The 19,723-nt window shown below is 60.7% G+C and carries 15 protein-coding genes; 5 read left to right on the top strand and 10 right to left on the bottom strand.

What is annotated here, in order from left to right; all coding sequences use genetic code 11:
- Positions 1-115: 115 nt before the first annotated feature.
- Both C9383_RS19860 and C9383_RS19855 read right to left on the bottom strand, forming a co-directional pair.
- A complete protein-coding gene (locus C9383_RS19860) occupies positions 116-994 on the bottom strand; it encodes a queuosine precursor transporter (RefSeq protein WP_090368633.1) in 879 nt (292 codons plus the stop codon).
- Positions 981-1,586 (bottom strand): helix-turn-helix transcriptional regulator, encoded by a 606-nt coding sequence (locus tag C9383_RS19855; RefSeq protein ID WP_090368635.1) that lies wholly within the window; start codon positions 1,584-1,586, stop codon positions 981-983. Before C9383_RS19855 ends, C9383_RS19860 begins: the two co-directional genes overlap by 14 nt.
- Positions 1,587-1,828: 242 nt before the next feature.
- Here C9383_RS19855 and C9383_RS19850 point away from each other — a divergent pair, with 242 nt between their 5' ends.
- Both C9383_RS19850 and ptaA read left to right on the top strand, forming a co-directional pair.
- Positions 1,829-3,184, top strand: a complete 1,356-nt coding sequence (locus C9383_RS19850) for a serine hydroxymethyltransferase (protein WP_090368637.1) — start codon at positions 1,829-1,831, stop codon at positions 3,182-3,184.
- A gap of 96 nt (positions 3,185-3,280) precedes the next feature.
- Positions 3,281-4,372, top strand: a complete 1,092-nt coding sequence (gene ptaA, locus C9383_RS19845; RefSeq protein ID WP_090368639.1) for a pyoverdine biosynthesis transaminase PtaA — start codon at positions 3,281-3,283, stop codon at positions 4,370-4,372.
- A gap of 144 nt (positions 4,373-4,516) precedes the next feature.
- Here ptaA and C9383_RS19835 read toward each other — a convergent pair whose 3' ends face one another.
- From C9383_RS19835 to C9383_RS19825, 3 genes are all read right to left on the bottom strand, one after another.
- Entirely contained in the window at positions 4,517-5,221 is a 705-nt protein-coding gene (locus tag C9383_RS19835) for a hypothetical protein (protein ID WP_060754358.1), read from the bottom strand.
- A 158-nt stretch (positions 5,222-5,379) separates the two neighbouring features.
- Entirely contained in the window at positions 5,380-6,630 is a 1,251-nt protein-coding gene (locus C9383_RS19830; protein WP_090368641.1) for a 2-aminoadipate transaminase, read from the bottom strand.
- Positions 6,631-6,718: 88 nt separating this feature from the next.
- A complete protein-coding gene (locus tag C9383_RS19825) occupies positions 6,719-7,612 on the bottom strand; it encodes a LysR substrate-binding domain-containing protein (RefSeq protein ID WP_090368643.1) in 894 nt (297 codons plus the stop codon).
- A gap of 143 nt (positions 7,613-7,755) precedes the next feature.
- On the opposite strand from C9383_RS19825, the gene C9383_RS19820 reads away from it, so the two are divergent.
- On the top strand, positions 7,756-8,784 hold the full coding sequence (locus C9383_RS19820) for an amino acid ABC transporter substrate-binding protein (protein WP_060754354.1): 1,029 nt from the start codon (positions 7,756-7,758) through the stop codon (positions 8,782-8,784).
- 3 nt (positions 8,785-8,787) lie between these two features.
- On the opposite strand, the gene C9383_RS19815 is transcribed toward C9383_RS19820, so the two are convergent.
- The gene (locus tag C9383_RS19815; RefSeq protein ID WP_090368645.1) at positions 8,788-9,801 is read right to left on the bottom strand and encodes a sensor domain-containing diguanylate cyclase; all 1,014 of its coding nucleotides are present in this window, start codon (positions 9,799-9,801) and stop codon (positions 8,788-8,790) included.
- Positions 9,802-10,419: 618 nt separating this feature from the next.
- Here C9383_RS19815 and C9383_RS19805 point away from each other — a divergent pair.
- Positions 10,420-13,734, top strand: a complete 3,315-nt coding sequence (locus tag C9383_RS19805; protein WP_090368650.1) for a DEAD/DEAH box helicase — start codon at positions 10,420-10,422, stop codon at positions 13,732-13,734.
- On the opposite strand, the gene C9383_RS19800 is transcribed toward C9383_RS19805, so the two are convergent.
- From C9383_RS19800 to C9383_RS19790, 3 genes are all read right to left on the bottom strand, one after another.
- Positions 13,725-15,968 carry an ATP-binding protein gene (locus C9383_RS19800; protein WP_090368652.1) on the bottom strand — a complete coding sequence of 748 codons (2,244 nt, stop codon included), beginning with the start codon at positions 15,966-15,968 and terminating at the stop codon, positions 13,725-13,727. The two genes, C9383_RS19805 and C9383_RS19800, sit on opposite strands and share 10 nt — an antisense overlap.
- Entirely contained in the window at positions 15,965-16,579 is a 615-nt protein-coding gene (locus tag C9383_RS19795; protein ID WP_090368654.1) for a biliverdin-producing heme oxygenase, read from the bottom strand. The genes C9383_RS19800 and C9383_RS19795 overlap by 4 nt, the downstream gene beginning before the upstream one ends.
- A gap of 194 nt (positions 16,580-16,773) precedes the next feature.
- The gene (locus tag C9383_RS19790) at positions 16,774-17,154 is read right to left on the bottom strand and encodes a response regulator (protein WP_090368656.1); all 381 of its coding nucleotides are present in this window, start codon (positions 17,152-17,154) and stop codon (positions 16,774-16,776) included.
- Between the two features lie 166 nt (positions 17,155-17,320).
- Here C9383_RS19790 and C9383_RS19785 point away from each other — a divergent pair, with 166 nt between their 5' ends.
- Positions 17,321-17,695 carry a c-type cytochrome gene (locus C9383_RS19785; RefSeq protein ID WP_090368658.1) on the top strand — a complete coding sequence of 125 codons (375 nt, stop codon included), beginning with the start codon at positions 17,321-17,323 and terminating at the stop codon, positions 17,693-17,695.
- Here C9383_RS19785 and C9383_RS19780 read toward each other — a convergent pair whose 3' ends face one another.
- Entirely contained in the window at positions 17,696-19,717 is a 2,022-nt protein-coding gene (locus C9383_RS19780; RefSeq protein WP_090368660.1) for an LTA synthase family protein, read from the bottom strand. It abuts the gene before it with no gap.
- Positions 19,718-19,723: the final 6 nt, after the last annotated feature.

The raw sequence follows: 19,723 nt of genomic DNA, 5'->3' as shown, positions 1-19,723 counted from the left end.
ATGCGTATTAGCCTGTAAACCATGTCCCCGGTTAGAAATGTAAACGATGTCCCCGGTTTGTACCGGGGCAAGCCCGCTCACTACAGTCGTGAAGGCACAGTTGCTAGGTAATCAATCAGGCCGTAGTGCCGGTGATCCAGCGCTTGAACAATGCGCGCGCACCGTAGGCAGGCAGGATATTGAAGAAGGCAAAGCCGACTTTGATCGCGATCTGCACGTAGATCATGCTCAGGATATCGCTGGTTTGCATCGCGCCGTAGAAGGCGATGAAGCAAAACAGGAAGCTGTCGATGATGACCGCGAAGAATGTGCTGAGGAAGATGCGCAGGTACAGGTACTGGGAGTTGGTCAGCTCTTTGATCTTGCACAGCAAGTACGAGTTTATATTCTCGGACACCAGGAACGACACCGAGGAGGCGACCAGTACCGAGGACACTTGGATGATCACGTCGTTGTACGGCCCATCCAGTTTCCAGCCCGGCAGCCCCGGCAGGAAGGTCGAGCCGTAGAGCAGGATGATGATCATCGCGTTACTGGCAAACGCAAACAGAATGGCCCTTCTGGCCAGGCGCAGGCCGAACTGCTCGTTGAGCAGGTCCACGATCAGAAAGGTCAGCGGATACAGGAAGGTGCCCGGCGTGACGATGATGCCCAGCGACTCCAGGTAAATGGGTTTGGTCGCGGCGATGCTGGTAAAAATATAGAAGGTGAACAACAGCAGGTTGAGGATGATGTAGATCATCCAGGAGTTCTCGTTACGATCGTTCAAGTCATAGGCGGTCAGCGTGCCTCCCTGCGAATAGAACTTCTTGTACAGGTTCTTGACTTCCATTTTGTTCAGGTTGTCCATTATTTCGCTGTTGATGACTTCGCTCAGTTTCATTTTGATGACCTTGCCGGTGGCAATCACCATGATGATCGCCAGGCTCTTGTCATTCTCAAACCCCAGCAGCTTGTAGTTGCTGTTTTCAACGCTCGCTTCATACGTTGTCATTGAAGCGCTCCTCGATGATGTCGCCGATCACGCACAGGCGTTCCGAAGCGCTACAGGCGTCAAGGGTGATGAACATCTTGCGGATGGCCCTGTCGTACACCAACTTTTCCTTGCCGGGGCTCGACGTGCCTTTTTGCACGATCAATAAATCACCCGCTTCGTTGATGCCGGGAATGCCGCGCTCCAGGCGCACGCCGATCAGGTTGCAGCAGGTGCCGAAGTAGTAGGTCAACGGATACCGCGTGGCCAGTTCGCCAATACGCTTGTCCAGGTTCTGCATCACCTGGCTTTCCTTGAGCACCGGCACGGCTGCGGGATTCATGTTGCCCAGAGGGGAGACACTGCTCTCGAGGATTTCCTTGGCTTCGAAATCGACGGTCTCGATCTCGTCGTAGGAGATACCGAAGAAGTCGGAGATCTTGCGAATGGTCGACTGCTGTACGTTGACGACCTTGCCTTCCAGGATGTTGTAGATGGTGGTCCTGGTCAGGCCGGCGGCACTGCTTAGCGAAAGCTGGGTTTCGCCACGGCTTTTGATCAAGTACTTGATGTTGCTCTTCAAGTGCTCGGTTTTTTCCCGTTTGTGTATCACGTGCTCACCACTTCCCTTTAGGTATAAACGTCCGTTTTCCACACCGCCAGTTGCACGGCGTCGCGAGTGTTGCACGCGTCGGCCACAACAATAAAGTCCCGCATGCTCTGCCTCGCTGCTTTGCCGTCATCTGTGCGCGCAGAAATGAACATTTAATTGGGAAAATGTTTAAATTTCTGTTTAATTGAATGCCTCGGTTCAGGACGAATCGGCTCGCAACACCCTGGAAGGGAACCGCACTGATGGCACTCAATACCGCACCACTGAAAGACCAGGCCGACCTGCTGCGTCGTGGCCTGGCGGATCTGCACGCTGAAGACCTTGAGCTGGCGAGCATCCTCGATGCGGAAGTCACGCGACAGCACCGCACCTTATCGCTGGTCTCTTCATCCTGCGCCGTCAAGCCGCATACGCTGGTGGCCAGTGCCTCGGCCTTGGTCAATGTCACGGCGGAAGGCATGCCGGGCAGGCGTCATCGTACGGGCTGCGAGAACGTCGACCGAGTCGAAGCCCTGGCCATTCGCCGGGCGCTGGAACTGTTCGATGCCCACTACGCAGGCGTACAGTCGCACTCAGCCTCCAGTGCGATCTCCCAAGTCCTCTCAGCGCTGCTTGAACCGGGCGATACCTTACTGGGCATGGCCCACGACCATGACGGCGATCTCGCCCTCGGCAGCCCGGCTGTACTCACGGGCGCCTATTACAAAGCCATCCGTTACGGCACCACCGCCGACGGCCTCATCGATTACGCGCAGGTGCGCAGCCTGGCCCTCGCGCATCGTCCGCGCATTATCATCTGTGGGGCGCAGGCTTACTCGCGGGTGGTGGATTTCGAGCGGTTTCGCGAAATTGCCGATGAGGCCGGCGCCATCCTGCTCGCTGACATTTCCTATATTGCCGGGCTGGTCGTGACCGGACGCCATCCCAACCCGATCAACGCAGCCCATGTCACCATTACCTGCACGCACAAGCAATTGGGCGGCCCTCGTGGTGGGCTGATCCTGTCCGGGCGCGATGCGAATACCAAGGTGCCCGGCTTGAAGTCGACCTTCAGCCGCGTCCTCGACCAGGCCGTCTTCCCTCGCATGCAGGGGGCACCGGCGGTCAATATGATCGCGGCTAAAGCGGCCGCCCTGGGGTACGCCAAGTCGCCGGCATTCGACGCCTGCATGGAGCGGGTTCGTACACTTGCCGATGAAATGGCCCGCGCTTTTCAGGCGCATGACTATGACGTCGTGGGTGGGCGAAGCGAAAACCACACGGTGCTGATCCGGTTGCGCGGCGCCATGACCGGCGCCATCGCGGAGTCGGCGCTGGAGGGCTGCGGCCTGCTGGTGAACAAGCATCGCGTACCGGGTGAGACGCGCTCGTCATGGGTCACCAGCGGCGTGTGTATCGGAACCGGTTCCATGGCGCAACGCATGATCGACCCGCCGGGCTGCCGGCAGGTTGTCGCGCTGATTTGCCAGGTGCTGGACAGCGTGACACCGCTGGGCGAGGAGGATTACCGGCAGGACCCTGCGGTACGCGAACAGCTGCGTTCGCAGGTGCAGGCGTTGTGTGCGAGCTACCCCATCATCGACTACCTGGAGCGCTGATCGCCCAGTGCCCGGTTAAATCAGCCGGTGTTCTCCTCGTCATACTCCTCTGTATGAGCTGTGCGAATCCATCCCCGCCTACGAGGAGTCGTTACCATGGTCAGCGTGAGTCGTCGTTCCCTTCTTGCCGTCGGCGCGGCCCTGCCGATACTCGGGCGTCTGGATTGGGCGCTCGCCAGCCCGGCGGCGGCAGCGTCTGACAAGGTATTGCTCAACTACAACGAAAGCCCCTACGGCCCCTCGAGCGCTGCTCGTGAGGCGATGCAGCGTGGGATTGCGACGTCCGGGCGGTATCCCTACCCGGACATGTACGCGTTGGCCGCTTTGTTCGCTCAGCAGCAGGCCATCCCGGAAGACTATGTGGCCGTGTTTGCCGGCTCCATGGCCGCACTGCGCTACGCCGTGGTGGCGTTCACCAGCGAAGCCCGCAGCCTGGTGATGGCCACGCCGTCCTACGAACTGCCGCGCCAGGCTGCCGAGTCGCACAAGGCGCCGGTGCACGAAGTGAACCTCGATGCCAGGCACGCCCATGATGTGCCCGCCATGCTCGCCGCTGATCCCCAGGCGGGCCTGCTTTACCTGTGCAACCCCAACAACCCGACCGGCACCCTGACGCCCAGCGCGACGATCCGCCAAGCGCTGGCAAACAAACCCGAAGGCTGCGTGCTGGTGGTGGATGAGGCGTATATCGATTTCTCCGATGCCCCCAGTTGCGTGAGCTGGGTCAAGGACCATGACGATTTGCTGGTGCTGCGCACATTCTCAAAGATCTACGGTATGGCTGGAGCGCGGCTGGGTTTGGCAATCGGCCACCCTGCGTTGCTGGAGCGGCTGGCGGTGTTCGGTGGCGATAACGTACCGGCCGCGTCCTCCTTGCTCGGCGCCCGGGCGAGCCTGGAAGACGTCACGCTGCTGCCGCAGCGCAAGGCGCTCAATGCCCGGGTGCGCGAAGAAACGCTGGCCTGGCTCAAGTCCCGCGGCTTCACCTGCACGGTCTCGCAGAGCAACTGCTTCATGATCGACGTGAAACAGCCCGCCGAGCACGTCATCGAGCGGCTCGCCGCACAGAACGTGATGGTGGGGCGGGTCTGGAAAAACTGGCCGCAGTGGGTGCGGGTGACAGTCGGCACCCAGCAGGAGATGGAACGCTTTCGTGAAGTGTTCGCGGGGCAGGTGATGAACGCTTAGTCGGCCAAAGGCGCAACGCTGCGACTGTGGCGAGGGAGCCTGCTCCCGTTGGACTGCGAAGCAGGCCCAGTCTTTTCAAACCCAAAGCTGGGGCCGCTGCGCGGCCCAGCGGGAGCAAGCTCCCTCGCCACAGGCTGAACGCCCTTATTGCGCGGCGATGGCGTAGCCGTCAAAGGCGCTCTGCTGTTGCAGGGCCGTCACGATGCTTTTGCGCGTGACCGGTTGCTCCACGCCGCTGTTATCGATGAAGGTTTCGCTTTCCAGTTCGGCTTCGCTGCCTTCACCCACAAACGCAAAACCAAGGAACTCAAGCGCCTCGCGGTCCACGTTCAGTTTGGAGCGTGGCGTGCGCAGCGGCAGGGTGACGCTGATCCCGTCTTTGCTGATCACAAACACTTCGGCTTCTTTCTTGGCGCGGGCCGCCTTGCCCTTGCCGGCGCTTGGGTTGCTGATGGCCTGGTGGCTCTGGTTCAGCACCTTGAGGGCCAGGCCATAGACCAGTTCCTGAAACTCGGGGTCGTCCTTGAAACTGGACAGAATGCGACTGATCGAAAACTGGCTGCTGAGGTTTTCCAGCGCAGCATTGTCGGCGGCTTCGGCGTCCTTGAGTTGCTTGAGCTGGCCCATCAGGTCGTAGGCTTTGTCATCGTCGAAGGCATCGTGGGCCTGGCGGATAGCGACGCGCAGTTCGCGGATCTGGTCGCTTTCCTTGGAGGTGTGGAACGCGTCCAACACCATCTCGCTGATGATCTTGGCGGCAGGCACATGCTGTGAAAGATTGATGGCGTTTTCGTATTCAGCTTTGGAGTGCAAGGCGACTACGGATTCTTCGGTGTGCGAATCGGACATTGAAATTTCACTACTTCAGTAAGCGGGACAAAAAAGCGTCGCGCATTTTCAAGGGGCAGGGGAGTCAGGTCAAGGCAGCACAATGCCCTTATCGCGACTCGTCCGCAGAACAGACCAACGGTCACCTCGGGACCGGACCGACGTCACCCTCCGCTTTACTAGGCCAACTGCCGCAGACACGCCTCCAGGATATCCAGCCCTTCCTCCAGCACCGCGGGCTCGATGGTCAGTGGTGCCAACAGGCGGATGATGTGCCGCGACTTGCCGCTGGGCATCAGCAGCAAGCCCGCGTCCCGTGCCAGTTCCAGCAGTTGGGTCAGTTGTTTGGAGGCCGGCGTGCCGTCGGCATTGACCAGCTCGATGCCGCGCATGGCCCCCACGCCGGTCATGCGGCCCAGGTACGCGCACACGCCTTGTGTGCGCCAGGCGTGATAACGGCGGGTGATGGCTTCTTCCTGCTGTGAACCCCAGGTTTTGAGGTGTGCATCCGTCATTGCATCGAGGGTAGCCAATGCGCCGGCGCAAGCGATGGGGTTGCCGGAATAGGTGCCGCCCAAGCCGCCCTTGGGCAGGTTGTCGAGCAAAGGTTTACGGCCGACTACGGCGCCCAAGGGCACGCCGCCGGCGATGCTTTTGCCGAGCAGGATCAGGTCCGGTTCGATGCCCAGTCGCGAGAACGCAAAGCGTTGGCCGGTGCGACCAAAGCCGGACTGGATTTCATCGGCAATCAGCAGGATGTGGTTTGCGTCGCAGAAGCGCCGCAGGGCTTGGGCAAACTCGATATCCAGGGCCAGGAAGCCGCCTTCGCCCTGCACCGGTTCGATGATGAAACAGGCGACGTCACTGACGTCGATTTCCACGCTGAACAAGCGGTCCATGGCCTTCAGCGCTTCGGCGCAAGTGACGCCGTTGTCGGCGCTGGGGTAGGGCAGGTGATACACGGGGCCTGGCAGTACGCCGACCTTTTGCTTGTAGGGCGCGACCTTGCCGTTGAGGTTGAGGGTGGCCAGGGTACGGCCATGGAAGGCGCCGTCAAAGGCGATGACCACCGTGCGCCCGGTGGCGCCGCGCACGATCTTCAAGGCATTTTCAGCGGCTTCCGCGCCGCTGTTGGTGAGCATGCCGCTCACCGGGTAACCCACTGGAACGAACGCGCTGAGGCGTTCCATCAATTCGAGGTAGGGCGCGTGGGGCGCGGCGTTGAACGCGTAGTGCGTCAGCTTCGTGGCCTGTTCCCGAATGGCCTCGACCACGCCTGGGTGGCAATGGCCGAGGTTGAGCACACCGATGCCGCCGACAAAGTCGATATAGCGTTTGCCCGTGGTGTCCCACACCTCGGCGTTCTTGCCGTGGCTGAGGCTGATCGGGTGAACGATGGAAATCGACTGGCTGATGGTGGCGTGGCTCATGACTCTCGGACTCTGCAGTGGCGGGCGTTTTTTATCTAAGCCGCACGCCCGGCCCTGTCGCAAACGAAATAAAGTCGCCGGGTCATTATTAAAAGTCAGGATGTGCGCCGACGTAGTCGACCATCCAGTTCAGGAAGGCCTTCACTTTGGGGATATCGCCGGCATGTTCGGCATGGGCAATAAAATGCGCGCCAGCGCTGGGCATTGCGTAGTTCCACGGGATCATCAAGCTGCCGCTGGCCAACTCCTCGGCCACCAGATACTGCGGCACCAATGCCACGCCATAACCCGACTGCGCCGCACGGATGCACATGTAGAACGTGTCGAAACGCGGCCCGTGGTAGCTGTTCTGCGAGTGCAGGCCCTGCTCCAGAAACCACTCGTGCCAGGCTTCCGGGCGCGATGTGCACTGCAACAGGGTATGGCGCGAAGAGGCATCGCTGCCCTCGGCGACGAACCCCGGTGCGCAGACCGGCACCACCGCCTCGTGAAACAACTCGATGCAGGTCGCCCCCGGCCATGAGCCCTGGCCGAAGAAAAACGCGATATCCGCCTTGGCCTGCAGCACGTCAAAAGGCTCCAGCTCGTTGCGTACGTCCAAGTGGATACTGGGATGTTTGGCCGCGAAATCCTTGAGCTTGGGCACCAGCCAACGGTCACCGAACGTTGGCTGGGTCGCGATGCGCAGTACTTCGGTCTCGCCGCCGTAGGTGAGGATATAGCGGCTGGAGATATCCACCTGAGTCAAGATCTTGTGCACTTCGGCCAGGTACAGCGAACCTGCCGGTGACAGGTACAAGCGCTGGCGCACCCGTTCGAACAGGTTGTGGCACAGCATCTCTTCCAGTTGCGCCACCTGCTTGCTCACCGCGCTTTGGGTCAGGTGCAGTTCTTCAGCGGCACGGGTGAAACTCAGGTGGCGGGCGGCCGCTTCGAAGCATTGCAAGGCGGTCATCGAAGGGGTCAAGCGTTTTGAAATCATGCAGTTCATTCCAAATCGGAAGGAGCCTTTGCCGAAAGGTCGTTTGTGGCAGGCGGGAAACCCGCCGATACTGCCTGGCATCACTATAAACCGGCGCGGGCTGTGCAGCGCCGAATAAAAAGGAATGACAGGGAGCGCCTTGCATGAACCCATTCAAAACCACCTTGGCCGTGATCGGCACCACTGCAGCCTTGGCCTTGGCCGGTACTGCGCACGCGGGCGCAACACTGGACGCGATTCAGAAGAAGGGTTTTATCCAGTGTGGGGTCAGCGACGGCCTGCCGGGTTTCGGCGTACCGGACAGCCAGGGCAAGATGACCGGGATCGACGTCGATGTGTGCCATGCCGTCGCCGCAGCGGTATTTGGCGATGCCTCGAAAGTGAAGTTCAGCCAGCTGACCGCCAAGGAGCGTTTCACCGCGCTGCAATCGGGTGAAGTCGATGTGATTTCACGCAACACCACCTGGACCAGTTCGCGTGATTCGGGCATGGGCCTGGTGTTCACCGGCGTGACCTACTACGACGGGATCGGCTTTCTGGTGAACCACAAGTTGGGCGTGACCGACGCCAAGCAACTGGACGGTGCGACCATTTGCCTCCAGGCCGGCACGACGACCGAACTCAACGTCTCCGATTACTTCCGTACCAACGGCATGAAGTACACGCCGATCACCTTCGATACCGCCGATGAAAGCGCCAAGGGCCTGGAATCCGGGCGTTGCGATGTGTTGACCACCGATCAGTCGGGCCTGTACGCCCAGCGCATCAAGATGGCCCACCCGGACGAATTCGTCGTGCTGCCGCAAGTGATCTCCAAGGAACCGTTGGGGCCGCTGGTGCGCAAGGGCGACGATGAGTGGTTCAGCATCGTCAAGTGGACGCTGTTCGCTATGCTCAATGCCGAGGAAATGGGCATCACCTCGCAGAACGTCGAAGAGCAAGCCAAGACCACCCGCAATCCCGACGTCGCCCGTCTGCTCGGCGCCGACGGTGAATATGGCAAGGATTTGAAACTGCGCAAGGACTGGGTCGTGCAGATCGTCAAGCAGGTGGGCAACTATGGCGAAGTGTTTGAGCGCAACATCGGCCAGGGCAGCGTATTGAAGATCAAGCGCGGGCTGAATGCATTGTGGAGTGAAGGCGGCATCCAGTACGCGCCGCCGGTGCGCTGATCGTTATTCCGACACCCTGTCCTTTCCCGCCGCCTTGGACCGATACAACGCTTGATCGGCCCTTGCCACCAGGGCGGCGGGAGACTCACCCGGCCGACGTTCCACCACCCCCATGCTCAAGGTGAGGGCGAACGCACCGACCGCCGGAGCCTCGTGCATGGCGCGGCGGGCCTCTTCGGCCAGCGCCCTGGCAACCGCCAGCGAGCTTTTGGGCAAGACCCACATGAACTCGTCGCCGCCCCAGCGCGCCAGCAGGTCGCCCTCGCGTACGCAGGCCGACAGGCTCTCCACCACACGCACCAGGGTCTGGTCACCGACGGCGTGGCCGTGCTGATCATTGATCGGCTTGAAGTCATCGATATCCATGGCCACCAGCGCCAGCGGCGAACGAAAGCGTTCGGCGCGCTCGCATTCTTCCAGCAGCACTTTCTCCAGGCAGTAGCGGTTAGCCACGTGGGTCAGGGCGTCGCGTTCAGCCAGGGAACGGTTTTCTTCCAGTTGCAATTGCAGTTGCTGGTTGACCCGTGACAGCTCGCGGGTGCGCTCGGCTACCAGGGCTTCAAGGGACTGGTTACGTCGCTCAAGCTGTTCGATCGAGGATTTGCGTATCTGGATATCGCGATGGGCACCGACCATGCGCGCCACCGAGCCGTCGTCATTGCGCGCGATGATGTAGCCGCGGTCTTCGATCCACAGGTAAGTGCCATCGGCCTTGCGGCAGCGGTATTCGGTTCGGTAAAAGGGCGCACGATGATGAATGTAGTCATCGAACAGCGTCATGACTTGCGGGTAGTCATCCGGGTGGATCACGTTCTCCCAGGTGAATACGCTGTTCTCCATGGAGTGGCGGGGGTAGCCGAGCATGTCGTACCAGCCCGGGTTGCGGTAGACGAAGCCGGTATTGGCATTCCAATCCCAGATCCCATCGCTGACCAATTCCATGACCGCGTGAAGCAGTTCGCTGTTGAGGTCGGAAAAATCGTTCCTCAGCGGCGGGTTGTCGGAGGTATCGTCCATATGCGCGCTCCCTGCTTGGATTGGCTCTGAGGGCCAATCATGGTTGACGCCGATACTCCGTGGCTGGCGCTACTTTACCTCGTGGGCCGTGGGCTTTGAATAGGGCGGGAATACTGCTTTAGAGTTGTGGCTACGAGCCATCACTCATGCCGATGTAGGAGCGAGCAAGCTCGCTCCTACAAAAAAACTCAAGCAGCGTTTAAAGAACGCTTCCGCCTCCAAGGCTATCCAGATTGCCTGGGCGAGCCGCTTTGTTTCGGCGCCCGCTGAAATCGATGGCGGGGCCAGGCTCGGGCGCAGGCTTGGGTTTTACGGTTGGGGGCCGGTCAGGCGTGACACTGCGATCCGGATGCAGGGAGGCATAGCTGGGCGGAATGCTGAAAAACAAATCGATCATGGCGATCTCCGTTGGTGGGAACGTGTCGAGCGGGTCGACGCGCACCCAACCTACAGAGCACTGGGCGACTGGACTATAAACTTCTCGCGTCAAAAGATGACCGAGCGTGGCGATGGCGCTGCTCCGCTGCGAAGAGGGGGCGTGTACACTCACCCTTCGATTATGGATATTCGGGATACAGGACGTTGGCACCCTTTGATCAGCAAAGACTTTTAGCCATATTGGATTATTGGCACAAGGTCGAATTTTTTGTGCCCTATGGCCTGGATCAGCGCCTGGATGAGTTGGAGGACTGGCAATCTAAGGTGATCTTGCCGCAAGCCTGTCTCGACGCCGGCTCTACCCAGTGGAATCACATGGATGTCCCTGTTGATCAGGAGATCATCAGCTACAGCCTCTTCCTGGGCGTGTTCGACAAGTCTGCAGTGCTCTCGCTGTGTGAGAAGTTAGTACCGGTTCCCGCACCGTTGAGTGCCGCCGCGCGCTTCGAGGAAGAGGCGCGTGCCGACCTTGAGGGGCAGACCTGTTTTGCCAGGATCAGCCTGGATAAGTCCGGTTGCCCCCTCGCAGGCTCCATCTCCATTTCTACCGCACCTTGGGCCTTGGGCCAGGCGTTGTCCCACGGGTTGGGAGCGCTGGGAGCCACCGAGTTCGAGTCTGCCCGCGACGACTTGGTCAACCGGTTCAACAACTTCTTCGCCACCCGTGTGGATAATGCCAGCGGCCCGCTGACGGCGAGTGAAGTGCTTTCGCTGCACCAGACCCTGTGCCAGTGGGCGGGTTTTTACCCAGGGGCTGACCAGCCGCTGGCCGTACTTGAGGTCAAGACCAAGGCCAGGACCACCCAGGCGCCTGATGATGCAAGCGATCAGGAGCCCGCAACACTCCAGGAAGAAGAGGATGAGGATGACCCTGTCGACGACCTCGACATCCTCAACAGCTTTTACATCGGCGATCTCGAGCGGGCGATGCACAGTGTGCGGACAGGCAATGTGCCCGCCGCCCTGCGGCAGTACCTGACCCCGCTTGCCGATGATCAGCGCCTGGACCTGTATTCCAACGCCGGGCGCGAGCTGTTGTACCAACGGTTGCGGCCGCGCCATTTGAGCATCGGCCACTGGTTGGGCAACGCCGAGCACCCGATGAGCCTGATGCAACAGTTCGCGCTCAATCAAGCCGGCGCAGACTTGCAGTACAACGGCTTGTTTGCGGTCAACGGGCCGCCGGGTACCGGCAAGACGACACTGTTACGAGATCTGTTTGCCGACAACATCGTGCGCCGTGCGCGGGTGCTGTCGGGCCTGTCGAGCGTCAATGATGCGTTCAGTACGCAGCCGCTGACTGTTCGTTTCATGGATGAACAGCGCAAGGTGTGGCCCTTGATCGAGGCCCTGACCGGTTTCGAGATGGTCGTGGCATCGTCGAATAATGCCGCGGTGGAAAACATCTCGGTGGACTTGACCAAGCGCAGCGCCCTGGACGCTGCCTGGCAATCGGTCGGTTACCTGCAACCGGTGGCCCATAACCTGGCCGTGAAGGTCAAAAAATCCGGCCCGGTTTTCCCCAAGGGCCGGGACGTTCCCTGGGGCCTTGTCAGCTGTGCATTGGGCAACGCCGGTAATCGGCGACGCTTTCGCGAAGGGCTGTTTTTCAACGAATTCGAGTCCGATAAAACCGAGCGGCCGCAGACCCTCTGGAAGTGGTTCGATCAGGCGCAGCCGACCCGTTTTGCTGAGGCTCGCGCCGCTTTCAGCCTGGCCGATAAGGCCGTCAGCGCCGCACTGGCTGAGCGCGAGCGCCTGGCGCAATTGCTCGAAGAGCTGGGCGATGGTACCCAGGCCAGCTACGTGGCGCAGGCGCAGCAAGCTCATACGCAATTGCGAGCGGGCGTGGAGGCTGCTGACGCGGCTGTACGCGAGAATCTGCGCCTGCAGCACGTGGAGGGGCAGGAGTGCCTGTTGCTCGTCGAACAGCAACGACTGATCGATCGCACCTCGCCTGGTTGGTGGGCGCGGTTGTGGCGCACCCAGTCTGCCAAGACCTACATGGGCCAATGCGCTGAAAATGCCAAGTTGCAGCTCGAATCGCATGCTCGTCTCAGAGCGCTCAAAAGCGAAGCGGTGACCCTTTCCTGCCAGCTCGCGAAGCTTGACGCTCAACGGCAAGCCGGTGAGCGCAGCCTGGCGCAAAGGTCTCGCGACTGGGAAACCAAAACCGCAGAGCGTGCGGTACTTGAGCAACGCCTGGGTGTTCCTGTGCTGCCTGCCGCCCTGGCTGACTTGGAGTTGCCGCAGTTTCAGATCAACGGTCTGTGGCATGACGCTCAGTTCGCTCGACTGCGCTCGGCGTTGTTCGCGGCTGCCCTGCAATTGCAGCAAGCCTGGTTGCATGAGGCCGGGCAGCCCAAAAACCGCATGCGCTCCAATCTATGGGTCATCTCCAACCTGCTGAACAACAAGCAGCCGGAAGACGCCGGCCACGTACTGCCGATCTGGCAAAACCTGTTCATGATTGTGCCGGTGGTGTCCACCACGTTTGCCTCCTTTGCCAATCAGTTTCGAGGCTTGCAAAGCGACGCGCTGGGGTGGGTGTTTATCGACGAAGCCGGGCAGGCGGTGCCCCAGGCGGCGGTCGGTGCGCTATGGCGAGCCCGACGTTGTGTGGTGGTAGGCGACCCGCTGCAAATTGAACCGGTGTTTACCCTGCCACGGCAACTGATCACGGCCTTGGGGCAACTGTCACCGTTTACCCAGGACGACAGCTATGCGCCCCATCAGGTGTCGGTGCAACGCCTGGCGGATCAAGCCAGCCGTTTTGGCACCTATGCGCCGATGATGGGGCAGCGTCTCTGGATTGGCAGCCCGTTGCGCGTGCACCGGCGTTGCTATGACCCGATGTTTTCCCTGGCCAATCGCATGGCTTATGACGACAAGATGGTCTTGGGCCATGCTCAGCGAAACGCTCCGGACGCGCCATTGATCGACCTGCCCAGCGGCTGGGTCGACATACGCGGCAACGTGACCCGCAAACAAGTGGTGTACGAGCAGGTTGAATTCATGGCGAAGGTGATCGTGTGCCTGTTCCAGCGCGACCAGGCATTGCCCGGATTGTATGTGGTGTCGCCCTTCAAGGCCGTGCGCCAGGCGTTGCGCCAGCACCTGATGCAAGTCAAATGGGCGGGTGCCGAGCCCCGGCGCACGGACCTTAAAGAGTGGCTCAAGCGTAACGTCGGCACGGTGCATACGTTTCAGGGCAAAGAGCAGGACACGGTGTTCATGATCCTGGGCGCGGACAGGGACCACGCGGGAGGCGCGCAATGGGCCGCCTCCAAACCCAACCTGCTGAATGTGGCGCTGACCCGCGCCAGGCATCGGGTCTACCTGGTGGGTGACATTGAGCTGTGGGGAGAGTTGGAACACTTCTCCCTGGCCGCGCGTGGCGAACATGCGCTGGCCCGGCTCACGCGTAATGCGTTCGGCATCCTTAACAAGAGCGGGCGGGCACAAGCGTCGCCCGACCGCTTGGGTCAGGCCTGAGCGTTGTCGTGGAGGCGTGGCACCGTAAAGCGGAACTCACTGCCACGCCCCACCTCACTTTCAGCAACGATCTTGCCGCCGTGAGCCTGCACGATCCCTTGGCTGATATACAGCCCCAGGCCAGTGCCGGTGGGGTTGTTTTCGGTCTTGGTCCAGTAACGGTCGAAGACGTGAGGCAATTGCTCGGGTTCGATGCCCTCGCCGGAGTCGCGTACCGAAAACACGATCTCTTCGCCGTGGCTCATGGCGCTGATACCGATATTGCCCTGGCGCGGGGTGAACTTGATGGCGTTGCCGATCAGGTTCGACAGGACCTGGAACAGCCGCTCCGGGTCAGCGTTGATCCGAAGTCCCGGCTCGGCGTTGAACGACAGGTCGATACCTTTCTCCAACGCCAGTGGGGACAGCAGGGCATAGGCTTCCTCGAACATCTGGCTGACATCCAGCGCCACCGGCTTGACCACGTAACGCCCCGCCTCGATTTTCGAGGTGTCGAGCAGATCATCCAGCAACGTATTCATACGTCCGGCGGCTTGTTGCATGGTGTCGATGGCCGACGAAATCCGCCGTGACGTGTGCGGGCCGTCAGAGCTGAAGGCGTTTTGCATGATGCCGCAGAGCATCGAGATGACGGTCATCGGGTTACGCAGGTCGTGGGAGACCACCGCCACCAGCTCATCACGGGCGCGTACGGCCTGTTGTTCACGCAAAACCTGGCGGGCCAGGTCGTTTTCCAGGGCCGAGCGGCGCAGGTCATTGGCGGCAAAGTGGTCGCCATGGCTCCATTTGGTGGAGATACCGGCCATTTCCACCTTCCAGATTTCAAAGGACGTACGCGGACGAAGGCGCAAGCCGGCGTCAGAGCTTTCCAGGTCGAGGGGCTTGTTCGGGTCGCCGCTCCAGTTGACGTTCTCGATGACCTCCGGGCGGAACCACAACACGCCGTTATCCACAGGCTTCGGCAGGCTCATGGCCAAGACTCCACTGGCGACCTGTTGAAACGCTGCGGCGGGTGGGTAGACCGACACCAGGTTATGGCTGGAGAAAACCGCTTCGCCGCTGTCTTGCAGCCATTTATGCAGCGCTCGGATCTGCGCCGGTTCCGGGCAATTGCCGAAACGGTGCAGTTGCCTGTCTTCGATGATCGCCACGCCGCCGGACAGCGTCAGGTCCATCAGCACTTGGCCTTGCTGGGCCAGGCCGTCGAACACGTTGCCGTCGCAGGCTTTCATGGCTTTGTCGAGGGTGGCCAAGGCGTCGATTTTTTCTTCGCGCTGCCGGTTCAGTTCCAACGCTTCCATCGCGCTGATCTGCAGTGACAACACCTGGCCGATGGTCTGGCAGGCGCTACGCAGTTCGTTGGGCACCAGCAACGGCTCGCGATTGCCGCAACTGATCAGCCCCCAAAGCTTGTCGCCCTTCATCAGCGAAATGCTCATGGACGACAGCACGCCCATGTTTTGCATGTACTGGCAATGAATCGGCGACACGCTGCGCAGGGTGGCGAAACTCAAATCCAGCGGCTGGCCGGTGTCCGGGCGCAACTTGGGTACCAAGGGCACTGGCTCGTAGGCCGCATTCGGGATAATACGCAGCCAGTTGGTGCGGTACAGTTCGCGGGCCTGTTCCGGAATGTCGGACGCCGGGAAGAACAGCCCGTTGAACAGCTCCATCGACGGTGCCGAGGCTTCGGCGATCACCTGGCCATGGCCTTCTTCTTCGAAACGATAGATCAGTACGCGGTCGTAACCGGTCATGGCCTGGATTTCGGCCACGCTGATTTCGTACAGCGCCTGCAGGGTTTTCGCCGATTGCAGGCGTTTTAGCATCTTGCCCAGGTCACTGGTGCGGCCATTCAGCGCGCGCGGCTTGAAGTGCTCCAGCCGCGGTTCGAATTCCAGCACCAGTACATTCTGGTGGCGATGCAGCAACCCTTCGAAGGGCTCGCCATTGAAGGTGACGTGCAGCGTCGGCGCGTCGAAAAACGTATTGTGCTCGGCTATCGATTGCACGGCCTGGGCGTGGTCCATCCCGATCAGTGTGTGCAACGGCTGGCCCAGCAGTGACTCCGGCGCGTGACCAAACAGGCTGCTGACGTTGGCACTGACCTGGATGATATTCAGGCCCGGCTCCGACAGGGTCAGCAGTACGCCGTGGGGCTGGATGGCGCCGGGGAAGCGGATCGGTTCGTCTGCGCAGTTGGCCAGCAGTTCTTCAAAATCATCGGGTTTCATAGCAGTACCTCCTGGCGTTCGAGCCATTGCTCAAAGCCGCTGAATGTCGAGCGGGCAGCAATGACCGCGCGCGCTTTGGCGTCAGCGTCCAGTGGCAGGCAACCCAGGTAATCGAGAAAGTCTTTCCAGCGTCGACCGGTTTCGGCGCCGTAGACGTTAAGAAATGCGCCACCGTTGTCGGCATTCACCGCCAGGCGCTGGGCCATTTCCCGGCGCAATAGCTGGCCTCCGAGCGTCGCGCCTTCCAGCACGTAAAGAGCGCCGAGGCATGCGGCGGGGGTGTCGAAGGTCGGCAGTTGGCGGCAGTAGGGCAAGGCCGCTATGGCTTCGTCGTCCAGGCCGAGGGCTTTCAGGTCGTTCACCAGTGTCGGGGTTTTCACACGCTGTGCCGGGTCAAAGCCTGCGGGGATCAGGCCGCTTGCATACAGGCTGACTTCCATCGGTGCATAAAATCCGTAATACGCCTGGAGCAAGCGCTGATACCACTGCGCGTCCAGGTGTTCGGAAAAAAACGGCAAGCGCTTTTCCAACGCGACATGCAACAAGCCGGTGCCTGTGCGCAACGCTTCCAGCAACGAGGGCGCACTGACGTCATGGGCCTGTGAATGCATTCAATAAGCTCGAACTGTGGGCCTCTCGGCCATGAATGACGCGTGGAAATGGGCGACGATTCTACACAACTCATGGCCGGGTTCTGCGCGAAACACGAAAACACTGACCGGCGGATCAGAAAAAATCGCTCCTAGTCTCACCAACGACCTTGGCGAATACCGCAAAGTTCAATTCAAATGATGTCGCGGTGCTATTAATGCATCGAGAAACCCTGCGGGGTCAGAGCTCCTTGCACGCATTGCAGTAAATGCTCGACGCTCCAGGGTTTGGGCAGGAATCTCACCGACTTGCCCAACTCAGCCGCCAACTTGGTATTGCCGGACGTCAGCACCACCGGCACAGTGGGCCAGCGATGGGCCACGACTTTGCTCAAGTCATACCCGTTGAGTAAACCCGGCATCTGGATATCGCTGACAATCAGGTCCACCGGGGCGTCGCCGCGTTCCAGGTAAATCATGCCTTCATCAGCCGACGGAAACGACGTCACCCGAGCACCGAAATCTTCCAGTACATCCACCATCAACGCCCGAATGATTTCGTCGTCTTCCAACACTAAAATTGCTGGCTGAGCCATGATTTTTACTTCACCCGCTGATAACAACTAGATGGAGTGGGACCGGCTCGAATAGGTTCGATCCAGGCTATCCAAAACGATGAGTGGTCATCGGCGCGCACGCCTCAAGGCATGGCCGACTGACAAACAGGCATAATCGCCCGCTACACCTGATGTGGAGTCGCCCATGAAGTACGCCTTATTGACCTGCGCCCTGATGCTCACCACCGGCCCGGCCTTCGCTGCCGGGGATGCCGAGGCGGGCGGCAAGCTCTTCACCAAGACCTGCGGCGGCTGCCACAGCATCGGCGAGGGCGCGCGGGGTGGTTTCGGCCCGCAGCTCAACGGCATCATCGACAGGCCCGCCGGCACCACTACGGACTATCAGTACTCCGATGCGATGAAAAACTCCGGCGTGGTCTGGACCCGCGACAAACTCGCCGCCTATATCGAGGCGCCGAAGAACGTGGTCAGCGGTACGCGCATGATTTTCTGGGGCATCAGTGACCCGCAAAAAATCCAGGACATCCTGGCGTACCTGGAAACCTTCCAGCCCAAGTGATTATTCGCGCACATTCCTGAACAGCATCAGCCGCGCACTTTCATGCAGGCCCCGTGTCAGCGCCTGTAAACGCTGGAACGCTTCGGGATGTTGCTGGGCGACGTCTTCGCGAGGCGTCGGCGAGGCCAAGTCATGCAAGGTGGGTGAACTACCGTCGTGCTGCATTTGCAGGAGGAAGCGCCGGGTGACCCCGCCAATAATCGGAAATGTACCTTCCTGCAGTACCAACGGCACCATGCGTTCGCCTTCCGGCGCCGGTTGCTGGATATCCCGGCCCATTGCGCTATTGGTAAACGGTACGCCCGCCAGGCCGGCCACGCTGGGCAGCAGGTCGGCCAGGCCCACCGCTTCTTCGATCACGCGAGGCGCAAGGCCGGGCGCGTGGATCAGCAACGGCACGTTGTTGCTTTCCAGGCCCAATTGCTCGAAAGCCGGGGCCATGTGCGGGATCTGGCTGATGCGCGTGTTGTGGTCGCCGAAGAACACAAAAATACTGTTGTCGTACCAGCCGCCGGCCTTGGCGATTTCCATCAGGCGGCCGATGTTGTAGTCCAGCAGCCGCACCGCCTGGTATTGCTCGACGCTACGTGAACCGGCCGCCTGGGCCTGCTCCAGCGTGACGTCGTTTACCTGGAAACCATCGTTTTGCTCAGGAATGGTGAAGGGACGGTGGTTGCCGGAGGTTTGCAGGTAGGCGAAGAACGCCTGGTTCTTGGGAACAGCGCTTAGCAGGCGGTCGCTTTCCTTGAACAGATCCAGGTCGGAAATACCCCACACATCCACGCGTGGCGAGCGCCAGTGGCTTTCCTCAAACAGTTGCACGCCGTCGATGCTCTGGCGGATCAGGGCGTTGATATTCGCCCAACCGGCGTTGCCGCCGATCATGTAGAACTTCTGGTAACCCTCGAACGCGTTGATCAACGTGTGTTGGCGAGTGATCAACGGGTTGCGGGTGGCGGTCTCCCGACGGGTTACGTCGGGCACGCCTGTGATGCTCGCCCAAACGGTTTTCGCCGTGCCGGTGACGGGCACATAGAAGTGTTTGAACAACCAGCTTTGCGTCGCCAGTTTGTCCAGGTTCGGCGTGGGGTTCAGCGGGTTACCGTAGGCACCTACGGCGCTGGTGCCGAGGGATTCGAGCATCACAAAGATCACGTTGGGCGCCCGCTCGCCGGCCAGGCGATAGGGCTGCACGGCCTGTTCGCGGGTAAAGTTCAAGCGCTCGGCATCGGGTTGGTCGACGCCCAGGTAGTGGGCGACTTGCGGGTACAGCTCGCGCACCTTGGCTTCGTCGAATTGCGCCTGGCCGACCTTGAGCGTGTCGTACAAAAACAGCACCGGGTTCAGGCCCACCGCAGCCACCTGGCTGTTGCCGGAAAAGAAGGCGTCGCTCCAGCGCAGGGGCACCGGGTTTTCCAGGTTGAGGTTAGCCACGCGGCCGAGCAGGGCCAGCAGTACCGCGATGACGCCGATCACTGAGACAGAGGCCAGCGCCAGTTTGCCGATGGGCTGGGCTTTGCGGTCCAGGGTCAGTCGTTCCAGGCAGACCAGCGCCCACACCCACAGCCCCACGGCGCTCAGCCAACAGGCCGTTATCCACAGCACCGGGTAGGTTTCCCACACCATCTGTTGAGAAATCTGCGCGTCTTGCAGGTAACGAAGCACGGTCGCGTTGATGCGTGTCCCCAAGTAGGCGTAGTGGCCGAAATCGATGATGTACACCAGGCCGACCACCGCCAATACCAGCACCAGATAGCCGCGTGCCAGCCAGCGCAGGGCCGGCAGCGTGGTGAGGTTCCAGCGTGGCAGCCAGGCCAGCACGGCCAGTGGCAACAGGATCAATACCGCCAGGCGCAGGTCGAACCGCAGGCCGATGCCCAGGGTTTCCATCAGCCCTGGCGTGTTGACATCCAGGCCCGAAAAGCCCACCACAAACACCAGCCGCAGTGCCGCCAGCAACACAAACACCAACCCGATCGCACCCACGCCATAGCGCAGGCGGCGTGATTGCAACGCACCCATGTTTCG

The organism is Pseudomonas palleroniana, from assembly GCF_003031675.1.
Lineage (GTDB): Bacteria > Pseudomonadota > Gammaproteobacteria > Pseudomonadales > Pseudomonadaceae > Aquipseudomonas > Aquipseudomonas palleroniana.
This window is presented reverse-complemented; position numbering and strand designations above follow the sequence as displayed.